General features: G+C 68.3%; 17 protein-coding genes. 6 read left to right on the top strand and 11 right to left on the bottom strand.

Annotated features, from left to right (window positions below; translation table 11 throughout):
- Window positions 1–13 precede the first annotated feature (13 nt).
- Together hisB and fabI are read right to left on the bottom strand one after the other, a co-directional pair.
- Window positions 14–616 carry an imidazoleglycerol-phosphate dehydratase HisB gene (gene hisB, locus KBY57_RS06915; RefSeq protein WP_254995149.1) on the bottom strand — a complete coding sequence of 201 codons (603 nt, stop codon included), beginning with the start codon at window positions 614–616 and terminating at the stop codon, window positions 14–16.
- A 48-nt stretch (window positions 617–664) separates the two neighbouring features.
- The gene (gene fabI, locus KBY57_RS06920; protein WP_254995150.1) at window positions 665–1447 is read right to left on the bottom strand and encodes an enoyl-ACP reductase FabI; all 783 of its coding nucleotides are present in this window, start codon (window positions 1445–1447) and stop codon (window positions 665–667) included.
- Window positions 1448–1473: 26 nt separating this feature from the next.
- Between fabI and KBY57_RS06925 the strand changes: the two genes are divergently transcribed.
- Together KBY57_RS06925 and KBY57_RS06930 are read left to right on the top strand one after the other, a co-directional pair.
- Window positions 1474–2322 carry an FAD-binding domain-containing protein gene (locus KBY57_RS06925; RefSeq protein WP_254995151.1) on the top strand — a complete coding sequence of 283 codons (849 nt, stop codon included), beginning with the start codon at window positions 1474–1476 and terminating at the stop codon, window positions 2320–2322.
- Window positions 2316–2780 (top strand): hypothetical protein, encoded by a 465-nt coding sequence (locus tag KBY57_RS06930; protein WP_254995152.1) that lies wholly within the window; start codon window positions 2316–2318, stop codon window positions 2778–2780. Before KBY57_RS06925 ends, KBY57_RS06930 begins: the two co-directional genes overlap by 7 nt.
- Here the strand turns inward: KBY57_RS06930 and KBY57_RS06935 are convergent.
- Window positions 2689–3246, bottom strand: a complete 558-nt coding sequence (locus tag KBY57_RS06935; protein ID WP_254995153.1) for a hypothetical protein — start codon at window positions 3244–3246, stop codon at window positions 2689–2691. The genes KBY57_RS06930 and KBY57_RS06935 overlap by 92 nt on opposite strands.
- A gap of 32 nt (window positions 3247–3278) precedes the next feature.
- Between KBY57_RS06935 and KBY57_RS06940 the strand changes: the two genes are divergently transcribed.
- Window positions 3279–3896, top strand: a complete 618-nt coding sequence (locus KBY57_RS06940) for a thioredoxin family protein (RefSeq protein WP_254995154.1) — start codon at window positions 3279–3281, stop codon at window positions 3894–3896.
- Between the two features lie 9 nt (window positions 3897–3905).
- Entirely contained in the window at window positions 3906–5117 is a 1212-nt protein-coding gene (locus KBY57_RS06945; RefSeq protein ID WP_254995156.1) for a DegT/DnrJ/EryC1/StrS family aminotransferase, read from the top strand.
- 25 nt (window positions 5118–5142) lie between these two features.
- On the opposite strand, the gene KBY57_RS06950 is transcribed toward KBY57_RS06945, so the two are convergent.
- The 3 genes from KBY57_RS06950 to folK form a co-directional block, all read right to left on the bottom strand.
- Window positions 5143–6603, bottom strand: a complete 1461-nt coding sequence (locus KBY57_RS06950; protein WP_254995157.1) for an FAD-binding domain-containing protein — start codon at window positions 6601–6603, stop codon at window positions 5143–5145.
- 5 nt (window positions 6604–6608) lie between these two features.
- The gene (locus tag KBY57_RS06955) at window positions 6609–7169 is read right to left on the bottom strand and encodes an NUDIX hydrolase (RefSeq protein ID WP_254995159.1); all 561 of its coding nucleotides are present in this window, start codon (window positions 7167–7169) and stop codon (window positions 6609–6611) included.
- 97 nt (window positions 7170–7266) lie between these two features.
- Window positions 7267–7917, bottom strand: a complete 651-nt coding sequence (gene folK, locus KBY57_RS06960) for a 2-amino-4-hydroxy-6-hydroxymethyldihydropteridine diphosphokinase (RefSeq protein WP_254995160.1) — start codon at window positions 7915–7917, stop codon at window positions 7267–7269.
- A 23-nt stretch (window positions 7918–7940) separates the two neighbouring features.
- On the opposite strand from folK, the gene bchD reads away from it, so the two are divergent.
- Complete coding sequence (gene bchD, locus KBY57_RS06965; protein WP_254995161.1) at window positions 7941–10085, top strand: magnesium chelatase ATPase subunit D; 2145 nt, start codon at window positions 7941–7943, stop codon at window positions 10083–10085.
- Here the strand turns inward: bchD and KBY57_RS06970 are convergent.
- The gene (locus KBY57_RS06970) at window positions 10072–10953 is read right to left on the bottom strand and encodes an MlaD family protein (protein WP_254995162.1); all 882 of its coding nucleotides are present in this window, start codon (window positions 10951–10953) and stop codon (window positions 10072–10074) included. The two genes, bchD and KBY57_RS06970, sit on opposite strands and share 14 nt — an antisense overlap.
- 4 nt (window positions 10954–10957) lie before the next feature.
- Window positions 10958–11716 (bottom strand): ABC transporter ATP-binding protein, encoded by a 759-nt coding sequence (locus tag KBY57_RS06975; RefSeq protein ID WP_409996422.1) that lies wholly within the window; start codon window positions 11714–11716, stop codon window positions 10958–10960.
- 238 nt (window positions 11717–11954) lie between these two features.
- On the opposite strand from KBY57_RS06975, the gene yvcK reads away from it, so the two are divergent.
- Window positions 11955–13274 carry a uridine diphosphate-N-acetylglucosamine-binding protein YvcK gene (gene yvcK, locus KBY57_RS06980; protein WP_254995164.1) on the top strand — a complete coding sequence of 440 codons (1320 nt, stop codon included), beginning with the start codon at window positions 11955–11957 and terminating at the stop codon, window positions 13272–13274.
- A 9-nt stretch (window positions 13275–13283) separates the two neighbouring features.
- On the opposite strand, the gene KBY57_RS06985 is transcribed toward yvcK, so the two are convergent.
- From KBY57_RS06985 to ndhC, 3 genes are read right to left on the bottom strand one after another with little or no spacing between them, the layout of a single operon-like run.
- Complete coding sequence (locus tag KBY57_RS06985; RefSeq protein ID WP_254995165.1) at window positions 13284–13859, bottom strand: NAD(P)H-quinone oxidoreductase subunit J; 576 nt, start codon at window positions 13857–13859, stop codon at window positions 13284–13286.
- 11 nt (window positions 13860–13870) lie between these two features.
- The gene (locus KBY57_RS06990) at window positions 13871–14608 is read right to left on the bottom strand and encodes an NADH dehydrogenase subunit K (RefSeq protein WP_254995166.1); all 738 of its coding nucleotides are present in this window, start codon (window positions 14606–14608) and stop codon (window positions 13871–13873) included.
- A gap of 4 nt (window positions 14609–14612) precedes the next feature.
- Entirely contained in the window at window positions 14613–14975 is a 363-nt protein-coding gene (gene ndhC / locus KBY57_RS06995; RefSeq protein ID WP_254995240.1) for a photosynthetic/respiratory NAD(P)H-quinone oxidoreductase subunit C, read from the bottom strand.
- Between the last annotated feature and the right edge of the window lie 25 nt (window positions 14976–15000).

Consider the following 15000-nt stretch of genomic DNA (forward strand, 5'->3'; position numbering starts at 1 on the left):
GCAGTGGCCTTCCTCAGCTCCCTGCCTGCTCCAGCACGCCTTTGCTGCTCGGCACGGTGCCGGCGCGGCGTGGATCCACTTCCACGGCCAGGCGCAGCGCCCGCGCAAACGCCTTGAAACAGGCCTCCACGATGTGGTGGGAGTTCACCCCATCCAGCTGGCGGATGTGCAGGGTGAGGCCACTGTTGTTGGCCACGGCCACGAAAAACTCCTTCACCAGCTCCGTGTCGTAGCTGCCGATCTTCTGGGCCGGGATCTGCAGCCCGTAGCTGAGGTGGGGTCGGCCGGAGCAGTCGAGCGCCACCTGCACCAGCGCTTCATCGAGGGGCGCCACGAAGTGACCGAAGCGGTGGATGCCGCGCCGGTCGCCCAGGGCCTGGGCCAGGGCCTGGCCCACGGCGATGCCCACGTCTTCGTTGGTGTGATGGTCGTCGATGTGGGTGTCACCCTTGGCGCTGATCTCCAGGTCCACCAGGCCGTGGCTGGCCAGCTGGTGGAGCATGTGGTCGAGAAACGGCACGCCGGTGTTCACCGTGCAGCGGCCGCTGCCGTCGAGCCCCAGCGTCACGCGCACGTCGGTTTCGCCGGTGACGCGGTGGATGGTGCCGGTGCGCATGGTGATGCTCTCCTGGGCCTGCTGGGGCTCTTGGCTCCAGTGTGCCGCTCACATGCCGGTGATGCAGTAGCCGGCGTCCACGTAGATGACCTGGCCGGTGATGCCTGAGGCCAGCGGGCTGGCCAGGAAGGCGGCGGTGCTGCCCACCTCCTCCTGGGTAACCGTGCGCTTCAGGGGGGCCTTGGCTTCCACGTTGTGGATCATGTCGAGGATGCCGCCGATGGCGCTGCTGGCCAGGGTGCGGATCGGGCCGGCGCTGATCGCGTTGACGCGCACCTGCTTCTCCGGGCCCAGCTCGGCGGCCAGGTAGCGCACCGAGGCCTCCAGGGCCGCCTTGGCCACGCCCATCACGTTGTAGTTGGGGATGGCCCGTTCAGCCCCCAGATAGCTCAGCGTGATCACGCTGCCGCCTTCGTTGAACAGGGGCTTGGCCCAGCGGCAGAGGGGCGCCAGCGAGTAGGCGCTCACCTCCAGGGCCCGGCCAAAGCCCTCGGGGCTGATGGCGGAGTAGTCGCCGATCAGTTCGTCCTTGCCGGCGAAGGCCAGGCAGTGCACCAGCACGTCGATCGAGCCCCACTGCTCCTTCACCCGCGCAAACACGGCCTCGATCTGGGCCGGGTCCTGCACGTTCAGCGGCTCGAACAGGCTGGGCGCCAGCGGAGTGGTGAGCTCGCGCACCTTGCCTTCGAAGCGGCCCTTCTCATCCGGCAGGTAGGTGACGCCCAGCTCGGCGCCAGCGGCATGGAGCTGCTGGGCGATGCCCCAGGCGATCGATTTGTTGTTGGCAATACCCGTGACCAGGGCCTTCTTGCCGCGCAGATCGAGGAGCATGGGAGGAATGGCCAGGAGCCGAAGTGATGCGATCGGGGGATTCTCTCCCACCCGGGGATCTGCCCCGTCAGTTCGCCAGCCGCGCCGAGCTGGAAGCCACCCTGCGGCAGCTGTTTCCTGAGGCCCCTGGCGGGTTGAGCCCGATCCCAGGTGGGCGCCGGGCGGCTGAAACGGCGCTCGCCGCCATCGATCCGCTGGCCTATGGCCGCAGCCGCAACCACCTCGATGGGGCTGTGACGCGCCTCTCGCCCTGGATCCGCCACGGCGTGCTCAGCCTGGTGGAGGTGCGCGAGGCGGTGTTTGCCTGGCTGGAGCGCAGCGGCCAGCCTCCGGCAGCGGCCCAAAAATTAATCAATGAGCTGGGCTGGCGCGACTACTGGCAACGGCTCTGGCGCCAGCTCGGCGATGGCATCTGGCACGACCGCGAACCGCTCAAAACCGGCCATGCCCCCGAGGCCTACGCCGCCGCGCTGCCGGCCGACCTGCTCGAGGCCCGCACCGGCCTGGCCTGCATCGACGGCTTCGTGCAGGAGCTTCATGCCACCGGCTGGCTGCACAACCACGCCCGGATGTGGCTGGCCAGCTACGTGGTGCATTGGCGCCGGGTGCGCTGGCAGGCCGGCGCCCGTTGGTTTCTGCAGCACCTGCTCGATGGCGACCCCGCCAGCAACAACCTCAGCTGGCAGTGGGTGGCCAGCAGCTTCAGCAGCAAGCCCTACCTGTTCAACCGCGACAACCTGGAGCGCTTCAGCTCCGGGCGCTACTGCCGCGCCTGCGCTGCCGCCACAAACGGCACCTGCCCGTTTGACGCCAGCTACGAGCAGCTGCAGGCCCAGTTGCTGGGAGGACCATTGCTGGGTGAGCAACCGTGCTGAAGCCCGTGCTCTGGATTCACGGCGAGGCCCTGGGGCCGGCCAATCCCGCCCTGGTGGCCCATCCGGCGGTGCCGGCGGTGTTTGTGTTTGATCGGCAGCTGATCGCCCAGGCGGGCCTCAGCCTCAAGCGCCTGGGCTTTCTGTATGAATGCCTGCTGGAGCTGCCGGTGACCCTGCGCCACGGCGATGTGGCCGAGGAGGTGCTGGCCTTCGCCCGCCGCCATGGGGCCGATGGCGTGGTGACCAGCGCCGGCGTGGATCCGCGTTTCGCCCTGCTGCGCGAGCGGATCGCCGCCCAATTGCCGCTGCAGGTGATCGAGCCCGAGCCCTTCGTGGAGCTGCCGGAGCCGGTCGATCTGCGCCGCTTCAGTCGCTACTGGCGCCGGGCTGAGCCGGTGCTGTGGGCGCGGACTGAAGCAGGCGCTCCTCCTGCTCGAGCACGGCGTTGGGATCGCTGAGCAGGTCGGACTCCTCCAGCAGCGGATAGGTCTCGGGCTTGATCTCGGCGGCATTGCGGGGGGGCTCCACCCAGCTGAAGCTGCTGCGGGGTGCCCGCTGCCGGCAGAGGGCTTCGCTCTGCTGGCGCAGGGCGCGTTGCACCTCGGCGCGGGCCACGGCCTGGAAGAACTCCTGGCGCGGGGCCAGGCCCGAGCTGAACGGCGCGCTGCCATTGCCGTTGAACAGCCGGGCGGCATCGACGCTCCAGCGGGGCTGGCAGCGGCCGCTCTGGCGGGTGTCGGTGTCGAGCCAGATGTGCAGGCCATAGCCATCGGGTTGGCTCACCACGGCCAGGCCGTCGTGGGGCACCACCCGCTGCAGGGGGTAGATCGCCCAGCTCGGGTGGCGGTGGGCCGGCACGCAGGCGCTCAGCAGGGCAGCGCCGAGGGCAATGGCAAGGGCAGGCCGTCTCCGGAATGGGGTCACAATTGTGGGCACATGGCAGAGCCGCGGGAATCATGGCCCTCACCCCCTCCACGATGCTGCCGCTGGGCACACCGTTGCCGCTCGAGTTGATTCGCTCCGAACTGGCTGCCGGCAGCACCCAGCAGGTGAGCGGCAGCCCTCTGGATCTGCAGGTGCTGGCGGCTCAGCCGGTGCTGGTGTTGTTTCTCTGTGCCCACTGCCCGTTTGTAAAGCACATCGAGCCGGAGCTGACCCGGCTGGCGGGCGAGCACGCGGGAGGCGCGGGCGTCTCCGGGTTGCAGCTGATCGGCATCTCCAGCAACAGCACCCTCACCCATCCCCAGGACGGCCCGGAGGGTCTGCAGGCTCAGGCCGCTGCCCACCACTGGACCTTCCCGTATCTCTTCGACGCCGACCAGGCCCTGGCCCGGGCTTTTCAGGCCGCCTGCACGCCCGATCTGTTTCTGTTTGGCGCCGACCATCGTCTCGCCTATCGCGGCCAGTTGGATGACAGCCGACCTGGCAATGACCTGCCTTGCAATGGCCGCGACCTGCGGGCTGCCATCGCCGCCGTGCTGGCCGGCGAACCGGTGCCTGGGGAGCAACGGCCGGCCATCGGCTGCAATATCAAGTGGCATCCTGAGCGCGGGCCGGTGGTGCGGGCGACTTAAGTTGCACTGATGCAAGTGCCTCCGTTCAGCCTCAGCGAGCAGATCCATGAGCTGGGTGAGGCTCTCGATCAGGCCGTTCTAGAGGTGCTGCGCAGCGGTCAGTACATCGGCGGCGCCACGATTGGTCGCTTTGAAGATGACTTCGCCAGGGCCTGTGGCGTGCCCCACGCCATCGGCTGCAACAGCGGCACCGACGCCCTGATCCTGGCCCTGCGGGGCCTGGGCATCGGCCCCGGTGATGAGGTGATCACGGCCTCGTTCAGCTTTTTCGCCACCGCCGAAGCGATCAGCGCCGTGGGCGCCACGCCGGTGTTTGTGGATGTGGAGGAGAGCAGCTACCTGATTGATCTCGACCAGCTCGAAGCGGCCATCAACCCCGCTACCAAGGCGTTGCTGCCGGTGCACCTGTTTGGCCGCCCGGTGGATATGGAGCGGGTGTGCGCCATCGCCGCGCGCCATGGCCTCCGGGTGATCGAAGACTGTGCCCAGGCCACGGGGGCCAGCTGGGCCGGCCGGCCGGTGGGCAGCTGGGGCGATGCCGGCTGCTTCAGCTTCTTCCCCACCAAGAACCTTGGCGCCGCCGGCGATGGCGGGGCGGTGACCTGCCGCGATGCCGGGCTGGCCCAGGCCATCCGCGAGCTGGCCGTGCATGGCATGCCGCGCCGCTACCTGCACACAGCCCTGGGCTACAACAGCCGCCTCGACTCCATCCAGGCCGCCGTTCTCAACGTCAAGCTGCCCCACCTGCCGCGCTGGGTGGAGCGCCGCGGTGCCATCGCCCGCCACTACCGCGATCACCTGGCGGCCCTGGGTGGCGTGGCGTTGCCGGAAGCCGGACCCGCCGGCCACAGCTGGAACCAGTTTGTGCTGCGCGTGCCCCAGTGCCCCGGCGCCCGCGCCTGCGAAGGGGCGTCAGGGGCCTGCGTGCCCTCCCCTGACAGTGCCAGTTTTGGCCTGCCCGAGGCCTGCTGCCGCGACTGGCTCAAGCAGCAGCTGCAGGATGCCGGCGTCAGCACGATCATTTACTACCCGATTCCGATCCACCGCCAGCCGGCCTACGCCGCCTTGGGTTACGGCGCGGGATCCCTGCCGATCACCGAACGCCTCTGCACGGAGGTGCTGAGCTTGCCGATCTTCCCCGAGCTCACTGACGAGCAGCAGCAGCGGGTGATCGCGGTGCTGCGCAGCGTGGTGGGCGAGCCGGCGTTGGTGAGTTCTTGATCGCGGCTCAGCCCTTGATCGTGGCTCAGCTCTTGATCGTGGCGTAAAGGGCTTTGAACCGGGCCTGCTGGAGCTTGTGGTTCACCAGGGGTGCTGGGTAGCCGCGGCGTTCCAGCGGTGCAATCTCGCCGCTGATCAGGTCGCGGCTGCTCACGTGCTTGAGCTCCGGCAGCCAGGTGCGGATGTAGCTGGCGTCGGCATCGAACTTGGCCGCCTGGGTGGCCGGGTTGAAGATGCGCAGGGGTTTGGGGTCCATGCCGCTGCTGGCGCTCCACTGCCAGCCGCCGTTGTTGGCGGCCAGGTCGCCATCCACCAGGCGTGCCATGAAAGCCGCCTCGCCCCAGCGCCAGTCGCAGATCAGGTCCTTCACCAGGAAGGAGGCCACGATCATGCGGCAGCGGTTGTGCATCCAGCCGCTTTCGTTGAGCTGGCGCATGGCGGCGTCGATGATCGGCATCCCGGTGAGACCGTCGCGCCAGGCCTCAAAACGGCCGGTGTCGTTGTCCCAGGGGAAGGCGCGCCACTGGGGCCTGTAGGGGCCGCCTGCCAATTCCGGGAAGTGAAACAGCGCCTGTTGGTAAAACTCGCGCCAGGCCAGCTCCTGCTCCCACACCTGAATCGACTGGCGCTCCTCCTCGCTGCGGGCCAGCGGACGGGCCTGCTGGGCGGCGGCCCAGGCCTGGCGCGGGCTGAGCGTGCCGAACTTGAGGGCGGCGCTTAGGCCTGAGGTGCCTGCCTCGCCGGGGATGTTGCGGCCTGGTTCGTAGCTCAGCAGGGGAGTGTGGCGGCCATCCCCATCGCAGAAGGCCTCGAGCTGCTGCTGGGCAGCTTTCTCGCCGGGGCGGCAGGGGCAGAGGTCGCTGCCGGAGAAGCCGTGCTCCAGGTCGGGGCTCACCAGTGGCAGCCCGCTGAGCTGGGCGGACTCGCAATCGATCAGGGCGCTCGGCGCCGGCAGGGGATCCAGGCCACCCGAGGCGGCCGAGCCAAGAGCGCTGGCCTCCTCCACCCGTCGGCGCCAGCTGCGCCAGTAGGGGCCGTACACCCGGTAGGGATCGCCGGCGCCCGTTTTGAGGGCCTCGGGCTCCACCAGCAGCTGGTCCCAGTCGGCCAGCACCTTGCGGCCATCCGCCTGCAGCGCCCGCGCCACCCGCCGATCCCGCTCGCGCCCGAAGGGCTCCACGTCGCGGTTCCAGGCCACCACCTCGGCGTCGATGGCGCTGGCCAGGCGGGGCAGCAGCTCGGCGGGATCACCCCGGAGGATCACCAGCCGGCTGCCGGCCTGCTGCCAGCTCTGCTGCAGCTCCCGCAGGCTCTCGCTGAGAAACCACAGCCGCGCTGGCGCCATGGTGGGCTCCGAGAGGATGGCGGGATCCAGCACGAACACCCCGGTCACGGCCGGGGTGGCGGCGGCGGCGGCCGCCAGGCCGCGGTTGTCGGCCAGGCGCAGGTCGCGGCGATGCCAGAACAGCCAGCGGGGGGTGGGCATAGCGCTCAGAGGGCCAACAGCTGTTTGGCCCGCAGCCAGGCGGTGACGCTCTTGCCGTCGAGGTATTCGTCGCCGCTGGCCAGGGCCTGATCCAGTTCGGCGGGCTCCATCAGCAGCACCTCCAGGTCCTCATCGTCGTCGCCGGCGGGGGGCTCGGCCAGGGGGCTGAGGTCGCGGGCCAGGAACAGGTGAATCACCTCATCGGAGTAGCCCGGGCAGGGCAACATCGCCCCCAGAGGATCCCAGCGGCTGGCGCTGTAGCCGGCCTCCTCCTGGAGTTCCCGTTGCATGGTGCTGAGGGGGTCTTCGCCGTCATCGAGGGTGCCGGCGGGAAATTCCAGCAGGCGGGTGGCCACGGCGAAGCGGTATTGGCGCAGCACCACCACGCGGCCGTCCTCGAGCACCGGCACCGCCAGGGAGGCGCCGGGATGGCGGATCAGGCCGAAGCTGCCCACCACGCCCATCGGCAGCTCGACGCGGTTGACCTCGAAGCGGATCTTGCGGGCGTCCAGGGCGGCAGTGGTTTCCAGGTGGCGCGCAGGCTCGGGAGCGGGGAGAGGAGCCATGGGCGAGCGGTGGCTGCAGCAGTGCCATCAGCATCGCGCAGGGATGGCTGGTGGGCTGACAGGGCTGCCCAGGCCGAGCTGGACAACCTGCTGCTGATCAGCGTGGATTCCGCTCTGGATCAGCTGGGGGGTCGGCTGTTCTGGTGAGCAAACCCTCCTCCAGCTGCTCGGGCCAGCCGGTTCGGCCGGCCAGGGCGATCGCTGTGCAGTTGGGTCCCGGCGCCGTGGCTTCCAGGGCCGCACCCAGGGCCGCCAGTGGGGCCAGCACGAAGTCTCGCTCTCGCCAGAGGGGATGGGGCAGCTGCAAGCGGGGGGTGTGGCAGCGCAGGTCCCCCCACCAGAGCAGGTCGAGGTCGAGGCTGCGGGGTCCCCAGCGTTCCTGGCGCTCCCGGCCGAAGTGCTGTTCCAGCTCCTGCAAGTGCTCCAGCAGCTCCTCGGCAGCATCTGTGGCCGGCTCGGCGGTCACGCTTGCGCCCTCCACCAGCACGACGGCATTGACGTAGTTGGGTTGGCTGGGGGGGCCGCCCACAGGTTGGGTTTCAAACAGCGGTGACCAGCGGAAGGCCGCCGTCTCTCCTGGGCGCCGCAGACCCTGACTCCATCGCCGCACGCTGGCTTCCAGCAAGGGCCGCACCGCGATCAGGGTGGCGATTGGGTTGCCGCAGCGGCTGGGCAGGTTGGCGCCGAGGGCGATGGCCAGGCTCGGCCTAGCACCGCCGCCGCTCTGATCAGCGAGACTGGCGCGCACGTGAATCGGCCCCGGGCCCCTCCATGGTTGCAAGCGGATCGGTTGCCAGCGGATCGCCCACCACCAGTGATGCCGCGGCCCGTGCCTTCCCCCTGGCGGCGATCACCGGCCACGGCACCCTCAAGTTGGCCCTGCTGCTGGCTGCTGTCGATCCAGGCTTGGGCGGCGTGGTGATCGCCGGAGGGCGCGGCACCGGCAAGTCGGTGCTGGCCAGGGGTCTGCATGCCTTGCTGCCGCCGATCGATGTGCTCGATGTGGGCGGTACGGCCCTCAACATCGACCCCCAGCGCCCCGACGACTGGGATGCCGCCACTTGTGCACGCCTCACCGAGCTGGGCGCCGACCCCACCGGCGCCGATGCCAACGCCCTGCTGCCCACCAAGGTGATTGCGGCGCCGTTCGTGCAGGTGCCCCTGGGCATCACTGAAGACCGGCTGGTGGGCTCCGTGGATGTCACCGCCTCGCTGGCCAGCGGCCAGGCGGTGTTCCAGCCGGGCCTGCTGGCGGAAGCCCACCGGGGTGTGCTCTACGTCGACGAGCTCAACCTGCTCGACGACAACATCACCAACCTGCTCCTGGCGGCGGTGGGCTCCGGTGAAAACCGGATCGAGCGAGAGGGCCTGAGCCTGTCGCACCCTTGCCGCTGTCTCCTGATCGCCACCTACAACCCCGAGGAGGGGGCCGTGCGTGATCACCTGCTCGATCGTTTCGCCATCGTGTTGTCGGCCAACCAGGTGCTGGAGCTGGATCAGCGGGTGGAGATCACCCGCAGCGCCATGGCCCAGGCTGAATCGAGTGGGGCCTTCCGCCAGAAGTGGCAGGACGACACCGATGCCCTGGCCACCCAGCTGCTGCTGGCGCGTCAATGGCTGCCCGATGTGCAGATCTCCCGCGAGCAGATTGCCTACCTGGTGAATGAGGCCCTGCGGGGCGGCGTGGAGGGACACCGCAGTGAGCTCTATGCGGTGCGGGTGGCCCGGGCCCATGCGGCCCTCAGCGGCCGCGATCGGGTTGAGGCCGACGACCTCCAGGTGGCGGTGCGGCTGGTGATCGCGCCGCGGGCGCTGCAGCTGCCGCCTCCTGATCCCGATCAGCCGATGGAGCCGCCGCCGCCGCCCCCACCCCAGGGCGAGCAGCCGCCGGAGGAGCCGGAGCCGCCCGAGAACGAGCAGGATCCGGACGAACCGGACCAGGACGACACCGAGGACGAACAAGAGGACGAACAAGAGGACGAACAAGAAGACGACACCCCCGAAGACCAGGCGCCGCCCCAGGTGCCGGAGGAGTTTTTGCTGGATCCGGAGGCCATCGCCATCGATCCCGACCTGCTTCTGTTTTCCTCGGCCAAGGCCAAAACCGGCGGCAGCGGCAGTCGTGCCGTGGTGTTCAGCGATTCGCGCGGTCGCTATGTGAAGCCGATGCTGCCGAGGGGCCCTGTGAAGCGCATTGCCGTGGATGCCACGCTTCGGGCTGCGGCGCCTTATCAGAAATCCCGCCGTGAGCGTGAACCGCACCGCACCGTGATCGTCCAAGACGGCGACCTGCGGGCCAAGCAGCTGCAGCGCAAGGCGGGGGCCCTGGTGATCTTCCTGGTGGATGCCAGCGGCTCGATGGCCCTCAATCGGATGCAGAGCGCCAAGGGGGCCGTGATCCGGTTGCTCACCGAGGCCTATGAAAACCGTGATGAGGTGGCCTTGATCCCCTTCCGCGGTGAGCAGGCTGAGGTGCTGCTGCCCCCCACCCGTTCGATCACCGCCGCCCGCCGGCGGCTGGAATCCATGCCCTGCGGCGGTGGTTCACCGCTGGCCCACGGCCTTTCCCAGGCCGCCCGCGTGGGGGCCAACGCTCTGGCCACCGGTGATCTGGGCCAGGTGGTGGTGGTGGCGATCACCGATGGCCGCGGCAACGTGCCCCTCAGCCGCTCCCTGGGTCAACCCCAGCTGGAGGGCGAGGAGCCGGTGGACCTCAAGGAGGAGGTGAAGCAGGTGGCCAGCAAGTACCGGGCCCTGGGCATCAAGCTGCTGGTGATTGACACCGAGCGCAAGTTCATCGGCAGCGGCATGGGTAAGGACCTGGCCGAGGCCGCCGGTGGCAAGTATGTGCAACTGCCCAAGGCCAGTGATCAGGCCATCGCCGCCATCGCCATGGAGGCGATCAGCGGGGTTTAGCGGCGGGGTAGAGCTCTTCGAAGAATTTGCCCAGCCCCACGGCCACGCTGCGGATGCCGTCCATGAAGCGAGGGTCGTCCGTCAGCTTGGTCACATCACCGCCCACGGCGTTCCACTTGGCGGTGAGCTGCTCGGCATTGCTAACGGTGGCCTGGAGCTCGTGCAGGGTTTTCGGGTTGTCGAGGGCGGCGATCAGGTGGCGCAGGTGGGCGGTGCTGCTGTTTAGGTTGGTGATGGTTGGTTGGGCTGCTTTCACCGTGGTTTCCAGCTCCCGGGCCAGCGCCTGGCCGTCCTTCATGAAGGCGGAGGCTTCCTTGGCGGTGTGATCGAAGCTGCTGGTGGTCGCCGACACTTTGCTCAGCAGCTGCATTTGGTCGGCTTGCAACAGCATCTTGTGCATCAGGGTGGTCACGCTGGTGAGGCTCGCCCCTTGCACGCCTGGGATGGAATCGCCATCGCACAGAGCCAGGCTGGGATTGCAGGCCTTGGAGCGCGGATTCGGAGCGCTCGGAGGCATCGGTTTGCCGCTGCTGACCAGGGACACCTGCGCGTCCCCGCCCAGGAGGGACGCCTCGCCGATCTGGGCGAAGGCCGGCCGAGCCAGCTTGAGGTCGGGATGGTTGATTTCCAGCTCGGCGACCACGGCCTGCGGGGTGACCCGCACCTTCCGCACGCTGCCAACCAGCACTCCTCGATAGACGACCGGTGAGCGCTCGGCCAAGCCCGCGGCTTCATCGAAGTTGGCCTTCACGGTCCAGTTCTGACGGCCCAGGGAGATGCCGCGTAGCCAGAAGGACAGTCCCATGGCACTGGCAATGGCCGCCAGCAGGGAGAAGCCAACGATCGCCTCACGAATACTGCGGCGCATGGACCTAAGACTCTGCCGGCTGCATCGGTCCGCGCAGGCTACCGCTCCTGAACTGCACCACGTAAGGATCGCTGCAATGGCGGTAGTCCTCAACCGTGCCACTCCAGCGAAACTGCCCGTCGTAGAGCAGCACCACCCGCTCGGCTGAGCGTTCGATGGTGCTGTGCACGTGGCTGACCACCACCGACGTGGCCTGCGCCACATCGGTGGTGCGCACGATCAGATCTTCAATCCGGGTGCAGGCCACCGGATCGAGGCCGGCGGTGGGTTCATCGAACAACAGCAGCGGCATCTGATCGCCGGCTTTGCCCGGATCGTTGATCAGGGCCCTGGCAAAGCTGACCCGCTTCTGCATGCCGCCGCTCAGCTCCCCGGGAAGTTGCTCTTCGGTGCCATGCAGCCCGACGGCATCGAGGGCGGCGCCCACCCGGTCGCGGATCTCCCGTTCGCTGAGGCGGCCGAAGCGATACAGCAGGAAGCCGACGTTTTCGCGCACGGTCAGCGAACCCAGCAGAGCAGGGTTCTGAAACACCAGGCGCACATCGGGAGGGTTGCGCTGATCAAGGCGCAGGTAGGTCTGGGGAACGCCGTAGAGGCTGAGCTGGCCGCTGCTGGGCAACTGCAGCCCGGCCAGCAGCCGCAGGATCGTGGATTTGCCGGCTCCAGACGGACCCACCACCACCAGGCGTTCCCCCGGCGCGATCTGCAGGTTCACCCCGTCCAGCACCCGCCGGCTGCCCCAGCGCACGCTGAGGTTGTCCATCACAGCCAGCGGCGGGGCCTGGAGCGGTGCTGAGGAAGCCAGGGGCGGCGCGGCAAAGCTGGATCCCATCCTGACCCTTTCCGCCCGCGAACAGCCTCCGTAAAGTTCAGCCAGTTGCGGCAGCGTCCTCCCCCGCCCTTTGCGCCCCCCCGCTCCGGCTTCCCGATTGCGGCGCTCCCGCCGACCGCTGCCGAAGCCGGGCTGGCTGGGACGTGGCGATCTGCGCCAGAAGGATCTGATGAGCCGCTCCAGGCGGGCGGCCCGCTGGCTGCAGCCCGGTTTGGTGGTGAAGCGCTGGGTGCTCACCTCCGGCCTGGGCTTGCTGGTGGCCCTGCTGGGGGCAGCGGTGTGGGCCGATCTGCAGCCGATCTACTGGATGCTCTCCAGCATCCAGTGGCTGCTGGCCCAGGTCACCGGGGTGCTGCCCCGCAAGATCACCGGCCCCCTGGTGCTGCTGGTTGGAGCCCTCTTGATCTGGCTCGGCCAGAGCCGCAGTTTTGGCTCGATCCAGCAGGCCCTGGCCCCGGAAAAGGACACCTTGCTGGTGGATGCCCTGCTGGCCCAGCGGCGCCTCAACCGGGGGCCCAGCATCGTTGCGGTTGGGGGTGGCACCGGCCTCTCCACCCTGCTCAGCGGCCTGAAGCGCTACAGCAGCAACCTCACCGCCATCGTCACGGTGGCGGATGACGGCGGCAGCAGTGGGGTGCTGCGCCGGGAGCTCGGGGTGCAGCCGCCCGGCGACATCCGCAACTGCCTGGCCGCCCTGGCCCGGGAGGAGCCCCTGCTCACGCGTTTGTTCCAATACCGCTTCAAGGCCGGCAGCGGCCTCGAGGGGCACAGCTTCGGCAACCTGTTTCTCTCGGCCTTGACGGCCATCACCGGCAACCTGGAATCGGCGATTACGGCCAGCAGCCGGGTGCTGGCCGTGCAGGGGCAGGTGGTGCCCGCCACCAATGCCGACGTGCGTCTCTGGGCGGAACTCGAAAACGGTGAGCGGATTGAAGGTGAGTCGAAGATTGGCCATGCCGCCAGCCCGATCGTGCGGCTGGGTTGCATCCCGGAGCGGCCCCCAGCCCTGCCCAGGGCCCTGGAGGCCATTGCCAACGCCGATCTGATCGTGCTGGGCCCCGGCAGCCTGTACACCTCGCTGCTGCCCAACTTGTTGGTGCCCGAATTGGTGGAGGCCATCCGCCGCAGCAAGGCCCCTCGCCTCTACATCTGCAACCTGATGACCCAACCCGGTGAAACCGATCGGCTTGACGTGGAGGGGCATTTGCGGGCCATCGAGGCCCAGCTCGCCAGCCTCGGCGTGGATGAGCGCCTGTTCACGGCGGTGTTGGCCCAGGAGGATCTGGGTGATTCCGCCCTCGTGGCCCACTACCGCCATCAGGGGGCTGAGCCCGTGATCTGCGACGCGCGCCTGCTGCGCCGCCAGGGTTACGACGTCACCCTAGCTCCACTTCAGGGGGCCAGGCCCACAGCCACCCTGCGCCACGACCCTCGCAGCGTGGCCCTAGCGGTCATGCGCTTCTTCCGCAAGCACCAGCGCGGCGCCTGAACAAGCTGCTCAGTAAGCGTCCTGCATTTCGTAAAAGTCGGGCTGCACGTAGTCCTTGCGTAGGGGGAAACCCTGCCAGTCTTCGGGCATCAGCAAGCGCTTGGGGTGGGGGTGGCCGGCGAACTGGATGCCATACATGTCGAAGGTTTCCCGTTCCTGCCAGTCGGCTCCACGGAACAGGCCGTAGAGGGTGGGAATGGTGAGCTCGCCGTTGCGCTCCAGGAACACCTTGAGCCGCACCTCTTCAGGGCTTTGATCGGCAGTTACCACGCCGGCGCTGGAGTGATCGACCAGGGCTGCCAGCTTCACCAGGTGGTAGAAGCACACCAACCGGCCGCCCGGCCCTTCGTCGTACCCGCCCTGGCATTGCAAGTAGTCGAAGCCCTGGGTTTTCAGGGCGGTGGCGATCACGGGCAGAAACACGGCCTCCACCCCGATCATCTCGACGCCCAGGTGGTCGCTGCCCAGGGCCAGCTGCTCAAAACCCTGGCTGGCCAGCCACTGGCCCACGGGGCCCGGAGTAGGGCTGTCAAGGGCTCCGCTGTCGCTGGCGTCGGTCTGTGGGGTGGGGGTGTCTGCAGGCATGGCGGGCGCGCTCAGGCGTTGGCTTGGGCAGGGATGGCGGTTGCCGGGGCGGGCATGGGCAGGGCGCTGGCAGCTGCCAGGGCCTGCTTCTGGGTTTCGGCCGCCAGATACTGACCGTTGACGATGGGTGCCACGGCCTTCATCTGGTGGGAGACGGTGCAGTAACGGTGTGTCTGCTGCACGTTGCCACGCTCGACCAGGGCCTCATTGCCCACCTTCTTGCGCAGCTTGATCACGGCATCGAAGATCGCCTCGGGCCGCGGCGGGCAGCCGGGCAGGTAGAGGTCCACCGGGATCAGCTTGTCCACGCCGCGCACAGCTGTGGTGGAGTCGGCGGAAAACATGCCGCCGGTGATTGTGCAGGCCCCCATGGCGATCACGTACTTGGGCTCTGGCATCTGCTCGTAGAGACGCACCAGGGCTGGCCCCATCTTCATCGTCACGGTGCCGGCCACGATCAGCAGGTCGGCCTGGCGTGGGCTGGAGCGCGGCACGAGGCCGAAGCGGTCGAAGTCGAAGCGGGAGCCGATCAGCGCTGCGAATTCGATGAAGCAGCAGGCGGTGCCGTACAGCAGCGGCCAGAGGCTGCTCAGTCGGGCCCAGTTGTGAATGTCATCGAGGGTGGTGAGGATCACGTTCTCGGACAGATCCGAGGTGACCGTGGGAGCACCCACCGGATTGCAGCTGGCCGCGCGCAGATCCTTGAGCGCGTTGATGGAGAGGCTGTCGGAGGAGGGGGTGTTGGTCATGGGATCAGCTCCACTCGAGGGCGCCCTTGCGCCAGGCATAGGCCAGAGCCACCACCAGGATGGCAATGAAAACGAGGGCTTCGATGAAGGCCAGCAGGCCGAGTCGGTGGAACGCCACGGCCCATGGATAGAGGAACACGGTCTCGACGTCGAAGATGACGAAGACCAGGGCAAACATGTAGTAGCGGATGTTGAACTGAATCCAGGCACCGCCGATCGGCTCCATGCCGGACTCATAGGTGAGCTCCCGCTCGCCCATGCGGCTCTTCGGCGAGAGCAGCTTGTTGGCCACCAACGCCAACACGGGCACCGCTGCTGAGATCAGCAGGAAGCCCAGAAAGGCGTCGTAGCCGGAGAGCACAAACACGCGAGCCAGGCCAAGCTTGGTGCAG

The organism is Cyanobium sp. Aljojuca 7D2 (assembly GCF_024346415.1).
Lineage (GTDB): Bacteria > Cyanobacteriota > Cyanobacteriia > PCC-6307 > Cyanobiaceae > Cyanobium_A.

Excerpts from the sequence above, each read along its gene's own strand:
- KBY57_RS06975 (WP_409996422.1), bottom strand. The coding sequence starts at position 11,716 with ATGGACAACCTCAGCGTGCGCTGGGGCAGCCGGCGGGTGCTGGACGGG.
- KBY57_RS06970 (WP_254995162.1), bottom strand. The coding sequence starts at position 10,953 with ATGCGCCGCAGTATTCGTGAGGCGATCGTTGGCTTCTCCCTGCTGGCG.
- KBY57_RS06990 (WP_254995166.1), bottom strand. The coding sequence starts at position 14,608 with ATGACCAACACCCCCTCCTCCGACAGCCTCTCCATCAACGCGCTCAAG.
- KBY57_RS06945 (WP_254995156.1), top strand. The coding sequence starts at position 3,906 with ATGCAAGTGCCTCCGTTCAGCCTCAGCGAGCAGATCCATGAGCTGGGT.
- KBY57_RS06940 (WP_254995154.1), top strand. The coding sequence starts at position 3,279 with ATGGCCCTCACCCCCTCCACGATGCTGCCGCTGGGCACACCGTTGCCG.
- KBY57_RS06985 (WP_254995165.1), bottom strand. The coding sequence starts at position 13,859 with ATGCCTGCAGACACCCCCACCCCACAGACCGACGCCAGCGACAGCGGA.
- KBY57_RS06950 (WP_254995157.1), bottom strand. The coding sequence starts at position 6,603 with ATGCCCACCCCCCGCTGGCTGTTCTGGCATCGCCGCGACCTGCGCCTG.
- fabI (WP_254995150.1), bottom strand. The coding sequence starts at position 1,447 with ATGCTCCTCGATCTGCGCGGCAAGAAGGCCCTGGTCACGGGTATTGCC.
- KBY57_RS06925 (WP_254995151.1), top strand. The coding sequence starts at position 1,474 with ATGCGATCGGGGGATTCTCTCCCACCCGGGGATCTGCCCCGTCAGTTC.
- KBY57_RS06955 (WP_254995159.1), bottom strand. The coding sequence starts at position 7,169 with ATGGCTCCTCTCCCCGCTCCCGAGCCTGCGCGCCACCTGGAAACCACT.
- bchD (WP_254995161.1), top strand. The coding sequence starts at position 7,941 with ATGGTTGCAAGCGGATCGGTTGCCAGCGGATCGCCCACCACCAGTGAT.
- yvcK (WP_254995164.1), top strand. The coding sequence starts at position 11,955 with ATGAGCCGCTCCAGGCGGGCGGCCCGCTGGCTGCAGCCCGGTTTGGTG.
- hisB (WP_254995149.1), bottom strand. The coding sequence starts at position 616 with ATGCGCACCGGCACCATCCACCGCGTCACCGGCGAAACCGACGTGCGC.